A 15,626-nucleotide genomic window follows, 5' to 3' on the forward strand; every position below is an offset into this window, starting at 1 on the left:
CCCCGAATCCCGAGAGTTCCCAGGAGGTGACGACCATGGCAACCGCCCTCGCCAAGGCCGCCGAAGGCGCTGCGTCGGTGGAGCACGCCGCACGTATCGAGCATGTCTCGAAGTCCTTCGCCGGGCCCGCCGGGCAGCAGCTCGTCCTCGACGACATCACGCTGGATGTCGCGCCGGGCGAGTTCGTCACCCTCCTGGGGGCCTCGGGCTGTGGCAAGTCCACCCTGCTGAACCTGGTGGCGGGCCTCGACAGGCCCACCACGGGCACCATCAGCACCAACGGGCGTCCGGCCCTGATGTTCCAGGAGCACGCCCTCTTCCCGTGGCTGACCGCGGGCAAGAACATCGAACTCGCCCTGAAGCTCAGGGGAGTTCCGAAGAACGAACGGCGCGGCCGCGCCGAGGAACTGCTCGAGCTGGTCCGGCTGAAGGGGTCGTACGGCAAGCGGGTGCACGAGCTGTCCGGCGGTATGCGGCAGCGTGTGGCGCTGGCCCGCGCGCTCGCCCAGGACAGCCGGCTGCTGCTGATGGACGAGCCGTTCGCCGCGCTCGACGCCATCACCCGGGACGTGCTGCACGACGAGCTGACCCGGATCTGGGAGGAGACGGGCCTGTCGGTCCTCTTCGTCACGCACAACGTGCGCGAGGCCGTGCGGCTCGCCCAGCGCGTCGTACTGCTGTCCTCCCGGCCGGGCCGCGTGGCGCGCGAGTGGACGGTGGACATACCGCAGCCGCGCCGCATCGAGGCCGCCCCGGTGGCCGCACTCTCGCTCGAGATCACCGATGTACTGCGTGGGGAGATCCGCCGTCATGGCCAGCACTGAGACCACCGGCACGACGGCGGACGCGCCCGCCAAGGACAGCGCCGGACTTGACGGCCTGGAGGCGGGCCTCGACGCGCTGGAGACCTCGACCACGGGCCGTACGCCCTTCCATGTGACCTTCCGGACCAAGATCCTGCCGCCGATCGTCGCCGTCGCCGTGGTGCTGGTCGTCTGGCAGGCGCTGATCTCGCTGAAGGTCGTCGACGACCCGACGAAGCTGCCCTCGCCCGCCGACGTGGGGAACGAGTTCAGGGACGCCTGGCTGGAGGGCAAGTTCTTCGGCTACATCTGGACCAGCATCTCGCGCGGTCTGCTCGGCTTCCTGTTCGCGCTCGCCATCGGCACCCCGCTGGGGCTGCTGGTGGCCCGCGTGAAGTTCGTGCGCGCGGCCATCGGCCCGATCCTGTCCGGTCTGCAGTCGCTGCCGTCGGTGGCGTGGGTGCCGCCGGCCGTGATCTGGCTGGGCCTGAACAACTCGATGATGTACGCGGTGATCCTGCTCGGCGCGGTCCCGTCCATCGCCAACGGTCTGGTCTCCGGCATCGACCAGGTGCCGCCGCTGTTCCTGCGGGCGGGCCGCACGATGGGCGCGACGGGCCTGAAGGGCGCCTGGCACATCGTGATGCCGGCCGCGCTGCCGGGCTACCTGGCCGGTCTGAAGCAGGGCTGGGCCTTCTCCTGGCGCTCGCTGATGGCGGCGGAGATCATCGCCTCCTCGCCCGACCTGGGCATCGGCCTGGGCGCGCTCCTCGAGAACGGACGCAACGCCAGTTCCATGGCCATGGTGTTCGAGGCCATCATCCTGATCCTGTTCGTCGGCATCGCGATCGACCTGCTGATCTTCAGCCCGCTGGAGCGGTGGGTGCTGCGCAGCCGCGGACTGCTGGTGAAGGGCTGACCGTTCATGCACAGGAAGCCGGTTCTCCTCGTCATCGCCCATGGCAGCCGCGATCCGCGGCACGCCGCGACCGTGCACGCCCTCGTACGGCGGGTGCGGTCGCTGCGGCCGGGGCTGCGCGTGGAGACCGGTTTCCTGGACTTCAACGTCCCGTCCGTGCACGGGATGCTGGAGTCGCTGGCGGCGGAGGGTGTGCGGGACGTCGTGGCCCTTCCGCTGCTTCTCACGCGCGCGTTCCACGCGAAGGCGGACATCCCGGCGGTCCTGCGGGACGCGCCGCCGCAGCTGCGGATCACGCAGGCGGAGGTGCTCGGCCCGTCGCCGCTGCTGCTGAGCGCGCTGGAACGGCGCCTGTACGAGGCGGGCCTGACGCCCGCGGACAAGTCCTCGACCGGGGTCGTGCTGGCCTCGGCGGGGTCCACCGACCCGGAGGCGATCGCAGTGATCGCCGACATCGCGCGGGAGTGGTGGCACACCGGTTGGTGCGCCGTGCGACCTGCGTTCGCCTCCGCCGCGGGGTTCCCCCGCACCGAGGACGCGGTCCGCGAACTGCGGGCCATGGGCTGCCCGAAGGTCGCGGTCGCGCCGTACGTCCTCGCCCCCGGCTTCCTCCCCGACCGCATCGCGCGGGGCGCGGCCGACGCGGACGTCCTGGCCGAGGTGCTCGGCCCGTCGCCGGAGGTGGCGCGGGTACTGCTGGAGCGGTACGACGCTGCCCGGATGCCGGTGCCGGCGGCGCTCGGCGCCTGATCCAGGGCTTGTCCGGCGGATCAAGTCGCAGAAAAGCAGCAGTGCCTCATCAGCGCGGGTGAGCGGGGTGTGGTGCGTCCAGGGGCAAGGCGGACGAGGCTGTGACATCAGCGCTGCCGCGGCGGGCGACGCGAGGAGGGCGTGCCACGTCCCGCGTCTGCGGCGTGATCCGCAGGACAGGCCCTGACGGCACAGCTGCTCGCGGTGACGTGCGCGGTGTACGCGCTGTCCGCGGGCCTCTCCCCCGTGGGGGCGGTGCTCGCGCTGAGGGTCGGCGCGGTGGTGCAGGTGTTCGCCGAGGTGCTGTCCGCGGCCGGTGGCTGGACCCTCGGCTACGAACTCGCCGACGCCCGCGCCCACGGGGTGTACCAGGGCGTCTTCGGCGCCGGCACGTCCGCGGGGATGATGGCGGGCCCGGCGCTGGTCACGGTGACGGCGGTGCAGCACGGCACGTACGGCTGGGCGGCCCTCGGCGGTCTGGCCGGGCGTCCTGCCGTGCGCTGGGCGCGGCGGGACGGGGACTGGCGGGGTGAGCCCGCCTGACCCCGGCGGACAGACCCTAGGGCCTGTCCGGCGGATCATGCCGCAGACGCGGGGCGTGGCACGCCCCGCTCACCCGCGCTGATCAGTCGCCGCTGCTTCTCTGCGACCTGATCCGCCGGACAGACCCTAGGCGAAGGACAGGCCGCCGGTACGGGTCCGCTTCAGCTCGAAGAAGTCGGGATGACCGGCCAGAGCACGGAAACTGTCGAAGAGTCCGGCCGCCTCCGCCCCGCGCGGGATCGCTCGCAGTACCGGGCCGAACCACACCGTTCCGTCCACATGAAGGGTCGGCGTCCCCACATAGCCGCCCGAGTCCGGTTCCGCCCCTGCCTCGTGGCTGCGGCGCACGGCCTCGTCGTACGACGGGTCGTGCGCGGCGGCGGCCAGGTCGGCAGGGAGGCCGAGTTCGGCCAGCGACTCGGCGACCACCGCGTCGAAGTCCTCCGCCCTGCTCTCGTGGATGCGGGTGCCGAACGCGGTGTAGAGGTCGCGCAGCACCTTCTCGCCGTGCCGCTCGGCGGCCGCCACCGCCACGCGCACCGGGCCGATCGACTTGTCGACCAATTCCCGGTACCAGTCGGGGAGTTCGTTGCCGATGTTGTGCAGGTAAAGGCTCATCGCGTGGAAGCGGAGGTCGAGCGGGCGCTCCCGTTCGACCTCGAGGAGCCAGCGGGAGGTGATCCAGGCGAAGGGGCAGGCGGGGTCGAAGAAGAAGTCGACGCGGGTGGGCGAGGCGTTGGTCATGCCGTCGACGCTAGTGGCCGATTGGGCCAGGGTCCCGGCCCAATCGGCCACTGTTTCAGTGGTCCACCTGGGCCCGCTGCCGGGGATCTCGCCCGCTCGCCGCCAGGGCCCGCTCGAACACGGGCGCGTCGTCCGGCACCGGCACCGGGTCGGCGAAGCCGTCGTACTGGCGGTAGAGGTCGCCGTGCGTCTCGACCACGTCGAGGACGAGCCGGGCCGCGGCCTCGGAGACGCGGATCTCCTGGCCGGTGGCGGTGGCGACGTCCCAGCCGTGCACCGCCATCTCCTTGATGATCATCGAGGCGAGTTCGGCGGCGGGCATGCTCGCCATCCCGAGGTCCACCTCGCCCTCCCACACCGCGGGCTCCGCCCACGCCGCGACCGCGCGGTCCAGCTGGGCGGCGTAGGCATCGGCCCAGTCCGGGTCGGCGGTGAAGTCGCGGGCGGTCAGCTCCTCGGGGAGCTGCTTGCGCAGGGCGCGGTGCTCCAGGCCGTGGGAGGTGTAGAGGACCCAGTGGTTGACCATGGTGCGGACGTCCCAGGCCGGGCAGTGGGTCGGGTCGTCGAGCTGCGCCGCCGTGATGCCGCGTGCGACGCGGGCCGCCTCGGCGGCGCATTCGATCATGTACGGGTACAGGTCGTCCTTCTTCATGCGCCTCACGCTAGGGACGACGCCCCGAGGGTTCTTGAACAAACGCGACAGCGGCGCCGGTACGCCGTGCGGGCGCCCCAGGAGGGCGATCTCGCCGTTGGGGTTGACCTTGCCCCTGGGGCAGGGCCGAGGGTCCGGGGCATGGAGGACTTCTACCTGAAGCAGACGCCCTACAGCGACCCGGGTGACCTCGCCACGAGCACGTTGCCGCGTGACCCGGGGGAACTCGCAGGGCTGGTAAGGGATCTGATCATCCATCGGGGCGAGGGAGGGCGTTTCGGCTGCACCGTCCCGGTGCAACGGCTGCACGAGGACGCCGAGTCGCGGTACGTGACCGGGATCCTGCGGATCCTGCGGGAGCGTGGGAACGGCAAGCCGCTCACCGAACGGCGGGCTCCAAAGGAGCGGTTCGTGGGTACGTGCCGGGACTTCGCGTTGCTGCACTGCTCGCTGCTGCGGGCCACGGGGACGGCCGCGCGGATCCGTTGCGGATTCGCCACGTACTTCGACGAGGACTTCCACGCCGACCACTGGGTCACCGAGTACCGTCTTCCGGACGGCCGTTGGACACTGACCGACCCGCAGGTCCACCACGAGTACGACGTGCCCTTCGATCCCATGGACGTGCCGCGCGAGCGGTTCCTCGTGGCCGCTGAGGCCTGGCGGGCCTGCCGCGCGGGACGGGCCGACCCTCGGGCGTTCGGCGTGCGCGACCTCAACGGGATCCAGGGGCTGTCGTACGTGGGCCTCTGGTTCGTCCGTGCCGGCGTCGGGCGCGACCTGGCCGCCCTGAACGGCGTGGAGCTCCTCCCCTGGGACACCTGGGGCCCGGAGATCATGAATGACGCCTCCCTCGGCGAGGACGACCTGGCGCTCGTCGACGCGGTCGCCGCCGCCGGCTCCGAGGAGGAGCTGCGGCGGCTGTACGAAGACCCGCGGCTGACCGTGCCGCAGGTGATCACGTCGTACACCACCTACGGCGGAGTACGGAAGGTCACCCTGCGGGAGCCGTCAGCTCCACGAGCTTGACGACGGTGTTCCAGTTGCGGGTGGTGGCGATCAGGCCCTTGTTGATGCGGGGCTTGGACAGGTGCTCGGCGAGCTTGGAACGGCCGAGGCCGTCCGGGGCGTACAGGTAGAGGGCTCGGTCGCCGAGGCGGAACTCCTCGGGTAGGTAGGCGGCCGGGTCGATCTCCGCGAAGCGCTCCGCGCCGACCGGCGCGGAGAAGTACGTGACGTGGACCTGCTTGGCCTCCAGCTCGGCGGCCGGAAACGGACAGGCCTCGGCGACCGCCTTCAGATAGGCGTGGTCGCGCACGATCACGTCGACGGGGAAGCCGAACTGCTTCTCGATGGCCTGCGCGAGTCCGGCCGCGAGGGACTCCTCGTCGCCGTGGTCGCTGCCGAAGACCGCCTGGCCGCTCTGCAGGTGCGTGCGTACGGCGTCGTGTCCCAGGCCCGTCATGAGCGTGCGCAGCTCGGCCATCGGGACCTTTCTGCTGCCGCCCACATTGATTCCGCGCAGCAGCGCCGCATACATCGTCATCCACCCACCATAGAGCGGCCGGCCCGGCCGCACCCCGATCATCGTCCCGCACAAAGGTCACTAGATGTAAGGGGCACACTCCTCCCCAGTGGGGAGGCCCCGCGCTCCAAGGGGATGAGTCACGGCCGCCCCACTTCACCGAGCAGCACGACGAGATGCCTTTATCCGGCCCATACCTTCGATGCGAAAGGTGGCGGCAGGGGGCTGCCACCGCACACAAGGGGGCAAGCCCGTCATGGGGAACGGAGATTCGCGGGTGCGGGGCCTCGCCGCGCGGGCCGGCGGCTGGAGCGCACGGCACCGATGGGCGGCCGTCGGCATCTGGGTGCTGTTCGTCGTCCTGGCGATGGGGCTCGGTTCGGCGGCGGGCCGGGTGGACGTCAAGGAGAGCGATCAGCTCAAGGGCGAGACGCACACCGCTGCCAAGATCATCGAGGATGCCGGGATCGAGGAGCCCGCCGGCGAGACGGTCCTCGTCCAGGCGAAGGACGGCGGGCTCAAGGCCACGGACAGCGAGTTCAAGGCGGCCGTCACCGCGGTCGTCCAGGCGGTCCAGGGCACCGGCAAGGTCACGGACGTGCGGTCGCCGTACGACACACAGACGATCTCGAAGGACGGCCGCAGCGCGCTGGTGCAGTTCGACATGCGCGGCGCCTCCGACACCGCGGCTGATCGGGTGGAGCCGGTCCTGAAGGCCGTCGCGGGTGTGCAGAAGGAGCACGAGTCGCTGCGGATCGAGGAGATCGGCGGCGCCAGCATGATGAAGACGTTCAACGACGCGTTCGGGGACGACTTCCAGAAGGCCGAGTTCTCCGCGGTGCCGGTGGCCCTCGGCATTCTGCTCATCGCCTTCGGCGCGCTGGTGGCGGCGCTGCTGCCGGTGGCGCTGGCGATCACCGCGATCATGGCGACGATGGGTCTGATGGGTGTCGTCAGCCATGTCATGCCGATGAGCGACACCGCCAACTCGGTGATGCTGCTCGTGGGTCTGGCCGTCGGCGTCGACTACTGCCTGTTCTACCTGCGCCGCGAGCGCGAGGAGCGCGCCGCGGGACGTGACGCGAAGACGGCCCTGCGGATCGCCGCCGCGACCAGCGGCCGCGCGATCATCGTCTCCGGTATCACGGTGTGCGTGGCGATGGCAGGCATGCTGTTCACCGGGCTCGTCACCTTCGAAGGGATGGGCCTGGCCTCGCTGATGGTCGTGGCCGTGGCCATGGTCGGGTCGGTGACGGTGCTGCCGGCGCTCCTCTCGCTGCTGGGCGAGCGGGTCGAGAAGGGCCGTATCCCCTTCCTGCACAAGGCCATGCAGCGGCGTGCCGCCCGCACCAACGGGGAGAGCCCGTTCTGGACCGCCGTCCTGCGCGGCGTGCTCGCCAAGCCGCTCGTCTCCGTCCTCGTGGCGGCCGGCGCCCTGCTGGCGATCGCCGCTCCCGCGGTCGGCATGAAGACCCAGAACCTCACCCTGGACCAGGAGTTCGGCGACTCGCTGCCCATCGTGCAGACGTACAACCGGCTCAACGAGGCCTTCCCGGGCGGCTCCGAGCCGGCCGAGGTGGTCGTCAAGGCGCAGGACATCAACGCTCCCGAGGTCAAGAACGCGCTCGCGCAGTTCAAGGAGCAGGCGATCAGCTCCGGCGCCTCGCAGGGCCCGGTCGAGATCAAGCTGCACGACGCGCAGAACATCGCCTACGTGTACGTCCCGCTGGTCGGCGGTTCCGACCTGGACAAGGCGGGCGCCAGCCTGGACATGCTGCGTGACGAGGTGCGGCCCGCCACGCTCGGCAAGGTCGACGGCGTCCAGGCGCCGATCACCGGGCAGGTCGCCGGGTCGAAGGACTTCAACGACCAGCTGGCGGGAGCCGTCGTCCCGGTCTTCGCGTTCGTCGTGGTCTTCGCCTTCGGGCTGATGCTGCTGTCGTTCCGCTCGCTGACGATCGCGATCACCTCGATCCTGCTGAACCTGCTGTCGGTGGGCGCGGCCTACGGCATCCTCGTGGCCGTCTTCCAGCACGGCTGGGGTGCGTCCCTGGTGGGCGCGGAGGGCGTCGGCGCCATCATCAGCTGGCTGCCGCTGTTCCTCTTCGTGATCCTGTTCGGCCTGTCCATGGACTACCACGTGTTCGTGGTCTCCCGGATCCGCGAGGCACGCATGCGCGGCCGCACGACCAACGCGGCCATCAAGCACGGCGTGGTCACCACGGCCGGTGTCGTCACCAGCGCCGCGGTCATCATGGTCGCCGTCTTCGGGATCTTCGGAACGCTGTCCATGCAGTCCATGAAGCAGATGGGCGTGGGCCTCGCGGCCGCGGTGCTCATCGACGCCACGATCATCCGGGGTGTGCTGCTCCCGGCGGTGATGGCACTCCTCGGCGAGCGCAACTGGTACCTGCCGAAGTGGCTGCACCGGCTGCCGGACCTGACGCACGACGAGTCGCCGGAGGCGATCGCGCCGAAGCTGTCGGACGAGGGGGAGCCGGTCAGGGTCTGAGATCCGAGCCCTGTCACCGACTGAGGGTCCGTTGGTCTCCGGGGGAGCCAACGGGCCCTCGCTCATAGGTACGGTGTCACGCCAGCACCTCGTCCAGCCTCAGCCGGCTCTCCGGCGGCACCTCGCCCCCCGTGCTGCGGCCGTATGACGCGGCGGTGTCCACCCGGCCGGATGGAGTGCGTGCAGCCCCGGCCGTGACCGGGGATGAAGATCGCGCGGTTCGCTGCCACGTACGGCACGCCAGGCCGGATCGGCGACGGCGGACAACGGGTTCTTAGACTGGCCGCCGTCGAGCACGGGCACGGAGGCGGACGATGGACGAGGCACGGGCGCGGGACGTACTGGCCGCGGCGGGGGTGCTCCCCGCGGGGGCCGGGGACGCGCGGCTCCTCGCTCTGGGCGAGAACGCCGTGTTCGCCGCCGGTGACCTGGTCGTCAAGGTGGGCCGCGACGCCGAACTGCTCGGCCGGGCGCGGCGCGAGCTGGACATCGCGGTGTGGCTCGCCGAGGCGGGCGTGCCGGCGGTGCGGGCCGCGGAGACCGGGGCACGGCTGGTGGAGGGGCACCCGGTGACCGTGTGGCACCGGCTGCCCGATCCGGTACGGCCCGCGGAGCCGCGGGACTTGGCGGAACTCCTGCGAGTCGTGCACGCCCTGCCCGCCCCCGCCTTCACCCTGCCGCCGCGCGATCTGCTGGGCGGTGTGGAGCGCTGGCTGCGGCTCGCGGGGGACGCGATCGACCCGGCGGACGCCGCGTACCTGCGCGAGCGGCGGGACGGTTTCGCGGCGGCCGCGGCCGCGCTGACGCCACGTCTGGCGCCCGGACCGATCCACGGCGACGCGCTGCCGCGCAATGTGCACATCGGCCCCGACGGGCCCGTCCTGGTCGACCTGGAGACCTTCTCCGCCGACCTGCGTGAGCACGACCTGGTGGTGATGGCGCTCTCCCGCGACCGGTACGGGTTGCCCGCGGCCGCTTACGACTCGTTCACCGAGGCGTACGGCTGGGATGTGCGGGAGTGGGAGGGGTGCTCCGTGCTGCGGGGCGCGCGGGAGACCGCGAGCTGTGCGTGGGTGGCCCAGCATGCGCCGAGCAGTCCGAAGGCGCTGGTGGAGTTCGAGCGGCGGGTGGCATCGCTGCGCGAGGGGGACGAGACCGTGCGGTGGTATCCGTTCTGAGTCCCGGGCTCACCCGGACGCCGGTTGTCCGGCGTCCCGGTCCTGGATCGTCCCGGCGGCGCGGCGCAGTTCGGCCAACACCGTACGGACCGCCCTGCGGGCCGTGCGTTCGGGACGGTACAGGGCGTCGATGTGCCGTCTGGCCCGGACTCCGCTGAGCGGTCTGAGGACCAGCGCGGGGTGCGGGCGCATGGTCCAGCGCGGCAGCAGGGCCACGCCTCCCCCGGCGGCGACGGCCTCGGCGACCACCGCGAACTCGTTGATGCGGTGGACCAGACGGAGCCGGCGCCCCGCCGCCGCGGAGACGGCCTCGAGGGTCGCCAGGATCGGGAAGCCGTCGTGCGCGGCGATCCACGGCTCGTCCGCCACGTCCCGCGGTGTCACGCGCCGTTTGGCGGCGAGGGGGTGCCCGGCGGGCATCGCCACGTCGAGCGGCTCGTGCAGCAGCGCGGTCACGGTCACCGTGCGCGGCCACGGCGGGGCGTGGTCGAGGCGGTGGGCGAGCACGAGGTCGTACTCCCTGGTGAGCCGGGGGAAGTCCTCCTGCGGGACGTCCTCGTCGGCGAGGGACAGCGCCGGTGCCCCGTGGGTGGCCGAGGCCCGCAGCAGCAGCGGGAAGAACGCCGCGCCCGCACTGTGGAACGCCGCCACCGACACCTCGCCGCCCGGCCTGGCGACGAACTCGTCCACGGCGTGCCGGGCCCGGGCCAGCGCGGTCTCCACCTCGGCGGCCGCGCCCGCCAGCGCCTGCCCCGCGTCGGTGAGCACCAGCCGCCGCCCGTGCCGCTCGGTGAGCGGCACGGGGATCGCACGCTGCAGCAGCCGCAACTGCTGCGAGATCGCCGACGGCGTCACCAGCAGCGCCTCGGCGACCGCGGTGACACTGCCCAGCTCGCCCAGCTCGCGCAGGATCCGCAGCTGCCGTTCGTCCATTCCCGCAGTCTAGGCACATGCTGAAGGGAAACTAAAAGATCGTTTAAGGAAGTGGTTCTGGGCTACAGGGTCGCCGGTGATGCACGGTGGGCGGGTGTCCAACGCCCGACGTACCGATGCGGTACTCCTCCTGGTCGCGATCGTCTGGGGTTCCAGCTATCTGTCCGCCCAGACGGCCACCGCCGCCCTGCCCGTCCTGACGGTCCTGCTGGCGCGGTACGCGCTCTCCGCGCTCGCCTGTGTCGGTCTGATGACCGCCCGCCGCCACGGACCGCGCCGATGGACCCGAGCCGAGGTGCGGGCCGGTCTGCCGCTCGGCGTGACCCAGGCCGCGGTCCTGGTCGTGGAGACCTACGGCGTCGCCCACACCACCGCCGCCAACGCCGGCCTGATCATCAGTCTGACCATCGTGCTCACCCCGCTGCTCGACCGCTCCGGTCACCCGGGTGGACTGCCGCCCTCCTTCTTCGCCGCCGCCGGTGTGTGCGTCGTCGCCGTCGGCCTGCTGATGTCCGGCAGCGGCTTTCACGCACTCCGCCTCGGCGACCTGCTGATGCTCGCCGCCGCCGGTGTCCGTGCGGTCCATGTCTGCCTCGTCGGCCGGCTCACCACGGACCGGACGATCCGACCCTTGCATCTGACGGCAGTTCAGACCCTCGTCGGCACCGTGCTGTTCCTTCCCGCGGCCGTGCCCGGGCTGCCGGACCTGGCCCGCGCGGGTGCCGCGACCTGGACGCAGCTGCTGTATCTCGCCCTGTTCTGCAGTGTGTTCGCCTTCCTCGCGCAGACCTGGGCCGTCCAGCGCACGTCCGCCAGCCGGGCCAGCCTGCTGCTCGGCACGGAGCCCGTCTGGGCGGCGGCGTTCGGTGTCGCCCTCGGCGGCGAGCACCTCACCGCGCTCACCGGTCTCGGCGCGGCCCTCATGGTCGCCGGGACCTACTGGGGCCAGTCGGTGGAACGCGCCCACCGCACGGCCCGGCCGCCCGGCAAGACGCACGGCACCGCCCCGGCGTCCCGGCCCACCGCTCACCCCACCGAAGAGGACACCGCACCCGCATGCCCGACCACGACACTTACCAGCACCTGATCTCCCTGCTCGACTCCTCCCGCGTCGACTACCGCATCGTCGACCATGCCCCCGAGGGCGCGACCGAGGCCGTCTGCGCCCTGCGCGGGCACCCCGCGTCCGAGGCCGCGAAGTGCATCGTCCTGCGGGTGAAGGTCGACCGGCGCACCACCCGGCACGTCCTCGCGGTCGTCCCCGGGGACCGTCGGGTCGACCTGGACGCCGTGCGCGAGCTGTTCGGGGCCCGTTACGCCGGCTTCAGTGACGCGGAGACCGCCGAGCGGCTGGCCCGCACGGTCCCGGGCACCGTCCTCCCCTTCAGCTTCGACCCCACCCTCGAACTCGTCGCCGACCCGGACGTCGTGGCCCGGCCTCGGCTGTACTTCAACGCCGCCCGGCTGGACCGCTCGCTGGTCCTCTCCGGCACGGACTACGCCCGGCTCGCCCAGCCGCGCGTGGCGCGCATCGCGGGCCCGGCTCCGGCGTAGGGCGGATGGCGCCCCGGCGTTGGGTGTCTCTCAGACCCGGTCGTCCGCCAACTCCCGCAGCGGCCATGTCCCGTCCACCACCGCGTCCGCCTCTCCCTTGCGGCGCAGGAAGGACTGGAAGTCCGCCGCCCATTCGGCGTACCACTCGATCTGGCGGCGGTGCAGTTCGGCCGGGCCGAGGGCCGCGACCTTGGGGTGGCGGTCGGCTATCGCGCAGGCCAGCCGGGCCGCGGCGAGGGCGTCGGCCGTGGCGTCGTGGGCGGAGTCCAGCACGACGCCGTACTCGGCGCAGACCGCCTCGAGGTTGCGCTTGCCACGGCGGTAGCGGTCGGCCCAGCGGTCGATGGTGTACGGGTCGATGACGGGGGCGGGATCCAGGCCGCCCAGGCGGTCGCGCAGTGACGGCAGTCCGTGGCGCCGGAGTTCGGCGGAGAGCAGGGTCAGGTCGAAGGCCGCGTTGTAGGCGACGACCGGGACGCCCGTCTTCCAGTACTCCGTCAGGACCTCCGCGATGGCGTCGGCGACCTGGTCCGCGGGTCTGCCCTCCGCGGCCGCCCGTTCATTGCTGATGCCGTGCACCGCCACCGCGTCCGCCGGGATCTCCACGCCCGGATCGGCCAGCCACTCCCGGCGCCCTATCGCCCGACCGTCCCGGACCTCGATGACCGCGCCCGTGACGATGCGCGCCTCGCGCGGATCCGTCCCGGTCGTCTCCAGGTCGAAGCCGATCAGCAACTGCCGGTGCCAGGCCATGGCGGCCCCCCTTCTTGGTGGTGCTTTCCCCCAGTGGTCTCCACGATCCCATGCGCCACTGACAATCAGAGGACCGCATTCCGCTTACCCGAGGGACACTTCAGGACACGGGCCGTGAATCCGCCCAAGCCAGTTCGAACTCCTCACGGTATGCGGAGAAGAGCCCGCCTTCGTCGACCTCGTCCGACTTGACCACCCGGCTGCCGTTGCGCAGGACCAGCACCGGCGCCTCCATGCCCCGCATCCCCCGCAGATAGGACTGCACGACTCCTATGCCGTCGGCGCCGTCGCCGTCGACCAGGTAGGCGGTGAAGCGCGGCGTCTCGTCGTACACCTGGATCTGGAAGGCACCGGGGTCGCGCAGGCGGGAGCGCACCCGGCGCATGTGCAGGATGTTCATCTCCACGGAACGGCTCAGCTCGCCCCGCTTGACGCCGAGTTCGCGCTCGCGCCGCTTCACCGCACTGGAGGCGGGGTTGAGGAACAGCAGCCGCACCCGGCAGCCGGCCTCGGCCAGGCGCACCAGCCGGCGTCCGGAGAAGTTCTGCACGAGCAGATTGAGACCGATGCCGATGGCGTCGACGCGGCGGGCGCCGCCGAAGAGGTCCTCGGCGGGGAACTGACGCATCAGCCGCACCCGGTCGGAGTGCACGGCCACCACGTCCGCGTACCGGTCGCCGACGAGGTCCTCGACCGCGTCGACGGGCAGCCGGCGCGCGGAGGGCACGTCACCGCCCGCGCCGAGCATCTCCAGGAGCCGCGCCGAGGCCCGCTCGGCCTGGTTCAGGACCGCCTCGGACAGGGCCCGGTTGCGCGAGACGACGTTCCGGGTCACCTCCAGCTCGTCCAGGGCGAGTTCGACGTCCCGGCGCTCGTCGAAGTACGGCTCGAAACACGGCCAGTGCTGCACCATCAGCTCGCGCAGCTGCGGCAGCGTCAGGAAGCTGATCACGTTGTCGTCGGCCGGGTCGAGGAGATAGCCCTTGCGCCGGCTCACCTCGCGTACGGCGACCGCGCGCTGCACCCACTCCTGTCCCGCGGGTCCGGCTGCGGCGACCGCCCAGTCCTCGCCGTGGACGGGTTCGTAGATGGGGCGCAGTACGGCGGCCACGACGGCCCGCAGGCGCTGTTCGACGAGGTTCAGCCAGATGTAGGCCCGGCCGGCTCGCTGGGCGCGCGTACGTACCTCACGCCAGGCGTCGGCATCCCAGTCCAGCTCAGGCCCGATGGAATGGGACTCCATCGGCCTGGCCAGGGACACCGTGCCGGGCGGGACGTCTGTGGAGTTCCCCTCGTGACCCTCGTCACCAGGGGGCAGCTCCAGCCCTCCCGAGCCCACCCGCGCACCGCCTTCCGCTCCCCCGAGCACTCCCTGTCTCAACGATCAAGGAAGGGTACTCCGGGAGCGGTCGGCGGTGCAGCCGGATGGACATGTCGTTTCTCAACTACGCGGTCGCACATGCCCGTTCTGCCCGGCGAGCTCGGCCGGCGTGAGCGGATTCATAGCGGTGACGTCCCTGGGGGCGATGGAGAATCCCTGCCAGTGGACCGGCATCGGCTGCTGGTCCTCGTCCCGCGCGATGTGGTGGAAGCCCACGTTCACCCAGACCAGGGGGTGGGTGAGGGCCTGACCGTTCACCCACTTGTCGACGGTCTTGGGATGGCCGCCCGGGCAGCCGGGGTTGTTGGTGGCGAACCGCTCGCACTTGTTGTACTCGGTGAAGTACAGGTCGTGCCGGGTGAACGCGCGGCCCGGGTACTTCGTGGTGGCGCCGGGGACGATCTCGTACGAGCGTGCGTGCCCGTCCTTGTTCTTGCCGGTGGCGCTGACGACCCGCCACCAGCGCATGTTCTTGGCGTCGCCCGCGAGTTCCTTGGTGACCTTGGTGCGGGTGGTCTTGTTGGTGGGTGCCTCCTGGCCGCGGGCCGGCGGGCTGACGACCGAGTCGTACTGCTCGATCGTGCCCTTGGTGGAGCCGTCGAGACCGAAGTCGAGCCGCCAGAAGACGTTGTGGCTGTGACTGGTGGCGTACGCCTTGGCACCCTTGCCTATGGGCCAGCCGCGCCCGTCACCGGCGTCGTAGTCGTCGGGCGAGAGGCTGCCCGTGGCGCCGACGTTCATGTTGATGGTGCCGTCGTCCTGGAAGCGCCACTCGGTGATGTACTCGTACCAGCCGACCTTGTTGACGGTGTAGAGCAGCAGGTCCTTGCCCTGCTGCTGGTGGACCTTGCCCGAGTCGGCGTTCATGCGGTAGGCGTGGCCGCGGGAGCGGGTCGTGGCGCACAGGCCCTTGATGTTGGGGCTGTTGGAGTAGATGGCGTCCTGGACCTTGACCGTCTTGATGGTGCCGCCGGGGCACTCGGCCCCCGCCAGGTTGACCAGGCCCTGCGCGAAGCCGAAGCCCGTCAGGTCGTCGTACTCGACGCTTCCGTCGTCGTAGGGCACGTCGATCTGGCCGAGCCGGCCAGTGGCCAGCACCTGGATCGGCTTGGCCTCGCCCTTGGGCTGGTAGGAGACGTTCTCCAGGACGAGGCCGGCCTTCGTGTCGTAGTGCCAGCACATCCGCCAGGTCGTGCCGGTGGCGAGCTTCTGCTCGATGCGGTAGGCCGCGCTGCACTGGGCGGCCGCCGCCGGGGCCGCCTTGGGCTGGGCGGTGGCCGGTCCCGCCCCCGTGGTCACGCCGGCGGCGAGGGCGGCCAGGGACAGGCCCACCGCCGTCCGCCTGCGGGCACGGCTGAGATTGTTCGCGCGCATGAAGA

16 protein-coding genes are annotated in these 15,626 nt (G+C 71.5%); 9 read left to right on the forward strand and 7 right to left on the reverse strand.

Annotation, left to right across the window (positions count from 1 at the left end; genetic code table 11):
- Window positions 1-35: 35 nt before the first annotated feature.
- The 4 genes from ABZO29_RS11945 to ABZO29_RS11960 all read left to right on the forward strand — a co-directional run bounded on the left by ABZO29_RS11945 (window position 36) and on the right by ABZO29_RS11960 (window position 3,015).
- A complete protein-coding gene (locus ABZO29_RS11945; protein ID WP_367320147.1) occupies window positions 36-824 on the forward strand; it encodes an ABC transporter ATP-binding protein in 789 nt (262 codons plus the stop codon).
- Window positions 811-1,722, forward strand: a complete 912-nt coding sequence (locus tag ABZO29_RS11950) for an ABC transporter permease (protein WP_367320148.1) — start codon at window positions 811-813, stop codon at window positions 1,720-1,722. The genes ABZO29_RS11945 and ABZO29_RS11950 overlap by 14 nt, the downstream gene beginning before the upstream one ends.
- A gap of 6 nt (window positions 1,723-1,728) precedes the next feature.
- A complete protein-coding gene (locus ABZO29_RS11955) occupies window positions 1,729-2,472 on the forward strand; it encodes a sirohydrochlorin chelatase (protein WP_367320149.1) in 744 nt (247 codons plus the stop codon).
- 204 nt (window positions 2,473-2,676) lie between these two features.
- Entirely contained in the window at window positions 2,677-3,015 is a 339-nt protein-coding gene (locus ABZO29_RS11960; protein WP_367320150.1) for a hypothetical protein, read from the forward strand.
- A 126-nt stretch (window positions 3,016-3,141) separates the two neighbouring features.
- Here ABZO29_RS11960 and ABZO29_RS11965 read toward each other — a convergent pair whose 3' ends face one another.
- A complete protein-coding gene (locus ABZO29_RS11965) occupies window positions 3,142-3,759 on the reverse strand; it encodes a DsbA family protein (protein WP_367320151.1) in 618 nt (205 codons plus the stop codon).
- 55 nt (window positions 3,760-3,814) lie between these two features.
- A complete protein-coding gene (locus ABZO29_RS11970) occupies window positions 3,815-4,411 on the reverse strand; it encodes a TIGR03086 family metal-binding protein (RefSeq protein WP_367320152.1) in 597 nt (198 codons plus the stop codon).
- 141 nt (window positions 4,412-4,552) lie between these two features.
- Here ABZO29_RS11970 and ABZO29_RS11975 point away from each other — a divergent pair, with 141 nt between their 5' ends.
- A complete protein-coding gene (locus ABZO29_RS11975; protein WP_367320153.1) occupies window positions 4,553-5,440 on the forward strand; it encodes a transglutaminase-like domain-containing protein in 888 nt (295 codons plus the stop codon).
- Here the strand turns inward: ABZO29_RS11975 and ABZO29_RS11980 are convergent.
- On the reverse strand, window positions 5,406-5,957 hold the full coding sequence (locus tag ABZO29_RS11980) for a DUF1697 domain-containing protein (protein ID WP_367320154.1): 552 nt from the start codon (window positions 5,955-5,957) through the stop codon (window positions 5,406-5,408). The genes ABZO29_RS11975 and ABZO29_RS11980 overlap by 35 nt on opposite strands.
- A 235-nt stretch (window positions 5,958-6,192) precedes the next feature.
- Here ABZO29_RS11980 and ABZO29_RS11985 point away from each other — a divergent pair, with 235 nt between their 5' ends.
- Window positions 6,193-8,448, forward strand: a complete 2,256-nt coding sequence (locus ABZO29_RS11985) for an MMPL family transporter (RefSeq protein ID WP_367320155.1) — start codon at window positions 6,193-6,195, stop codon at window positions 8,446-8,448.
- Window positions 8,449-8,762: 314 nt separating this feature from the next.
- Window positions 8,763-9,626: a phosphotransferase enzyme family protein gene (locus ABZO29_RS11990; protein WP_367320156.1), complete on the forward strand. Its 864-nt coding sequence runs from the start codon at window positions 8,763-8,765 to the stop codon at window positions 9,624-9,626.
- A 9-nt stretch (window positions 9,627-9,635) separates the two neighbouring features.
- Here the strand turns inward: ABZO29_RS11990 and ABZO29_RS11995 are convergent, their stop codons facing one another.
- On the reverse strand, window positions 9,636-10,559 hold the full coding sequence (locus ABZO29_RS11995; protein ID WP_367320157.1) for a LysR family transcriptional regulator: 924 nt from the start codon (window positions 10,557-10,559) through the stop codon (window positions 9,636-9,638).
- Window positions 10,560-10,653: 94 nt separating this feature from the next.
- Between ABZO29_RS11995 and ABZO29_RS12000 the strand changes: the two genes are divergently transcribed.
- On the forward strand, window positions 10,654-11,646 hold the full coding sequence (locus ABZO29_RS12000) for a DMT family transporter (RefSeq protein WP_367320158.1): 993 nt from the start codon (window positions 10,654-10,656) through the stop codon (window positions 11,644-11,646).
- Complete coding sequence (locus tag ABZO29_RS12005) at window positions 11,616-12,113, forward strand: YbaK/EbsC family protein (protein ID WP_367320159.1); 498 nt, start codon at window positions 11,616-11,618, stop codon at window positions 12,111-12,113. The genes ABZO29_RS12000 and ABZO29_RS12005 overlap by 31 nt, the downstream gene beginning before the upstream one ends.
- 30 nt (window positions 12,114-12,143) lie before the next feature.
- Here ABZO29_RS12005 and ABZO29_RS12010 read toward each other — a convergent pair whose 3' ends face one another.
- From ABZO29_RS12010 to ABZO29_RS12020, 3 genes are all read right to left on the reverse strand, one after another.
- Entirely contained in the window at window positions 12,144-12,866 is a 723-nt protein-coding gene (locus ABZO29_RS12010) for a 3'-5' exonuclease (protein WP_367320160.1), read from the reverse strand.
- 100 nt (window positions 12,867-12,966) lie between these two features.
- Window positions 12,967-14,205: an SAV2148 family HEPN domain-containing protein gene (locus ABZO29_RS12015; RefSeq protein ID WP_367320161.1), complete on the reverse strand. Its 1,239-nt coding sequence runs from the start codon at window positions 14,203-14,205 to the stop codon at window positions 12,967-12,969.
- Between the two features lie 102 nt (window positions 14,206-14,307).
- On the reverse strand, window positions 14,308-15,621 hold the full coding sequence (locus ABZO29_RS12020; protein WP_367320162.1) for a copper amine oxidase: 1,314 nt from the start codon (window positions 15,619-15,621) through the stop codon (window positions 14,308-14,310).
- Between the last annotated feature and the right edge of the window lie 5 nt (window positions 15,622-15,626).

Origin of the sequence: Streptomyces sp. HUAS ZL42, assembly GCF_040782645.1 — a bacterium.
In the GTDB taxonomy this organism is placed as follows: Bacteria; Actinomycetota; Actinomycetes; order Streptomycetales; family Streptomycetaceae; genus Streptomyces.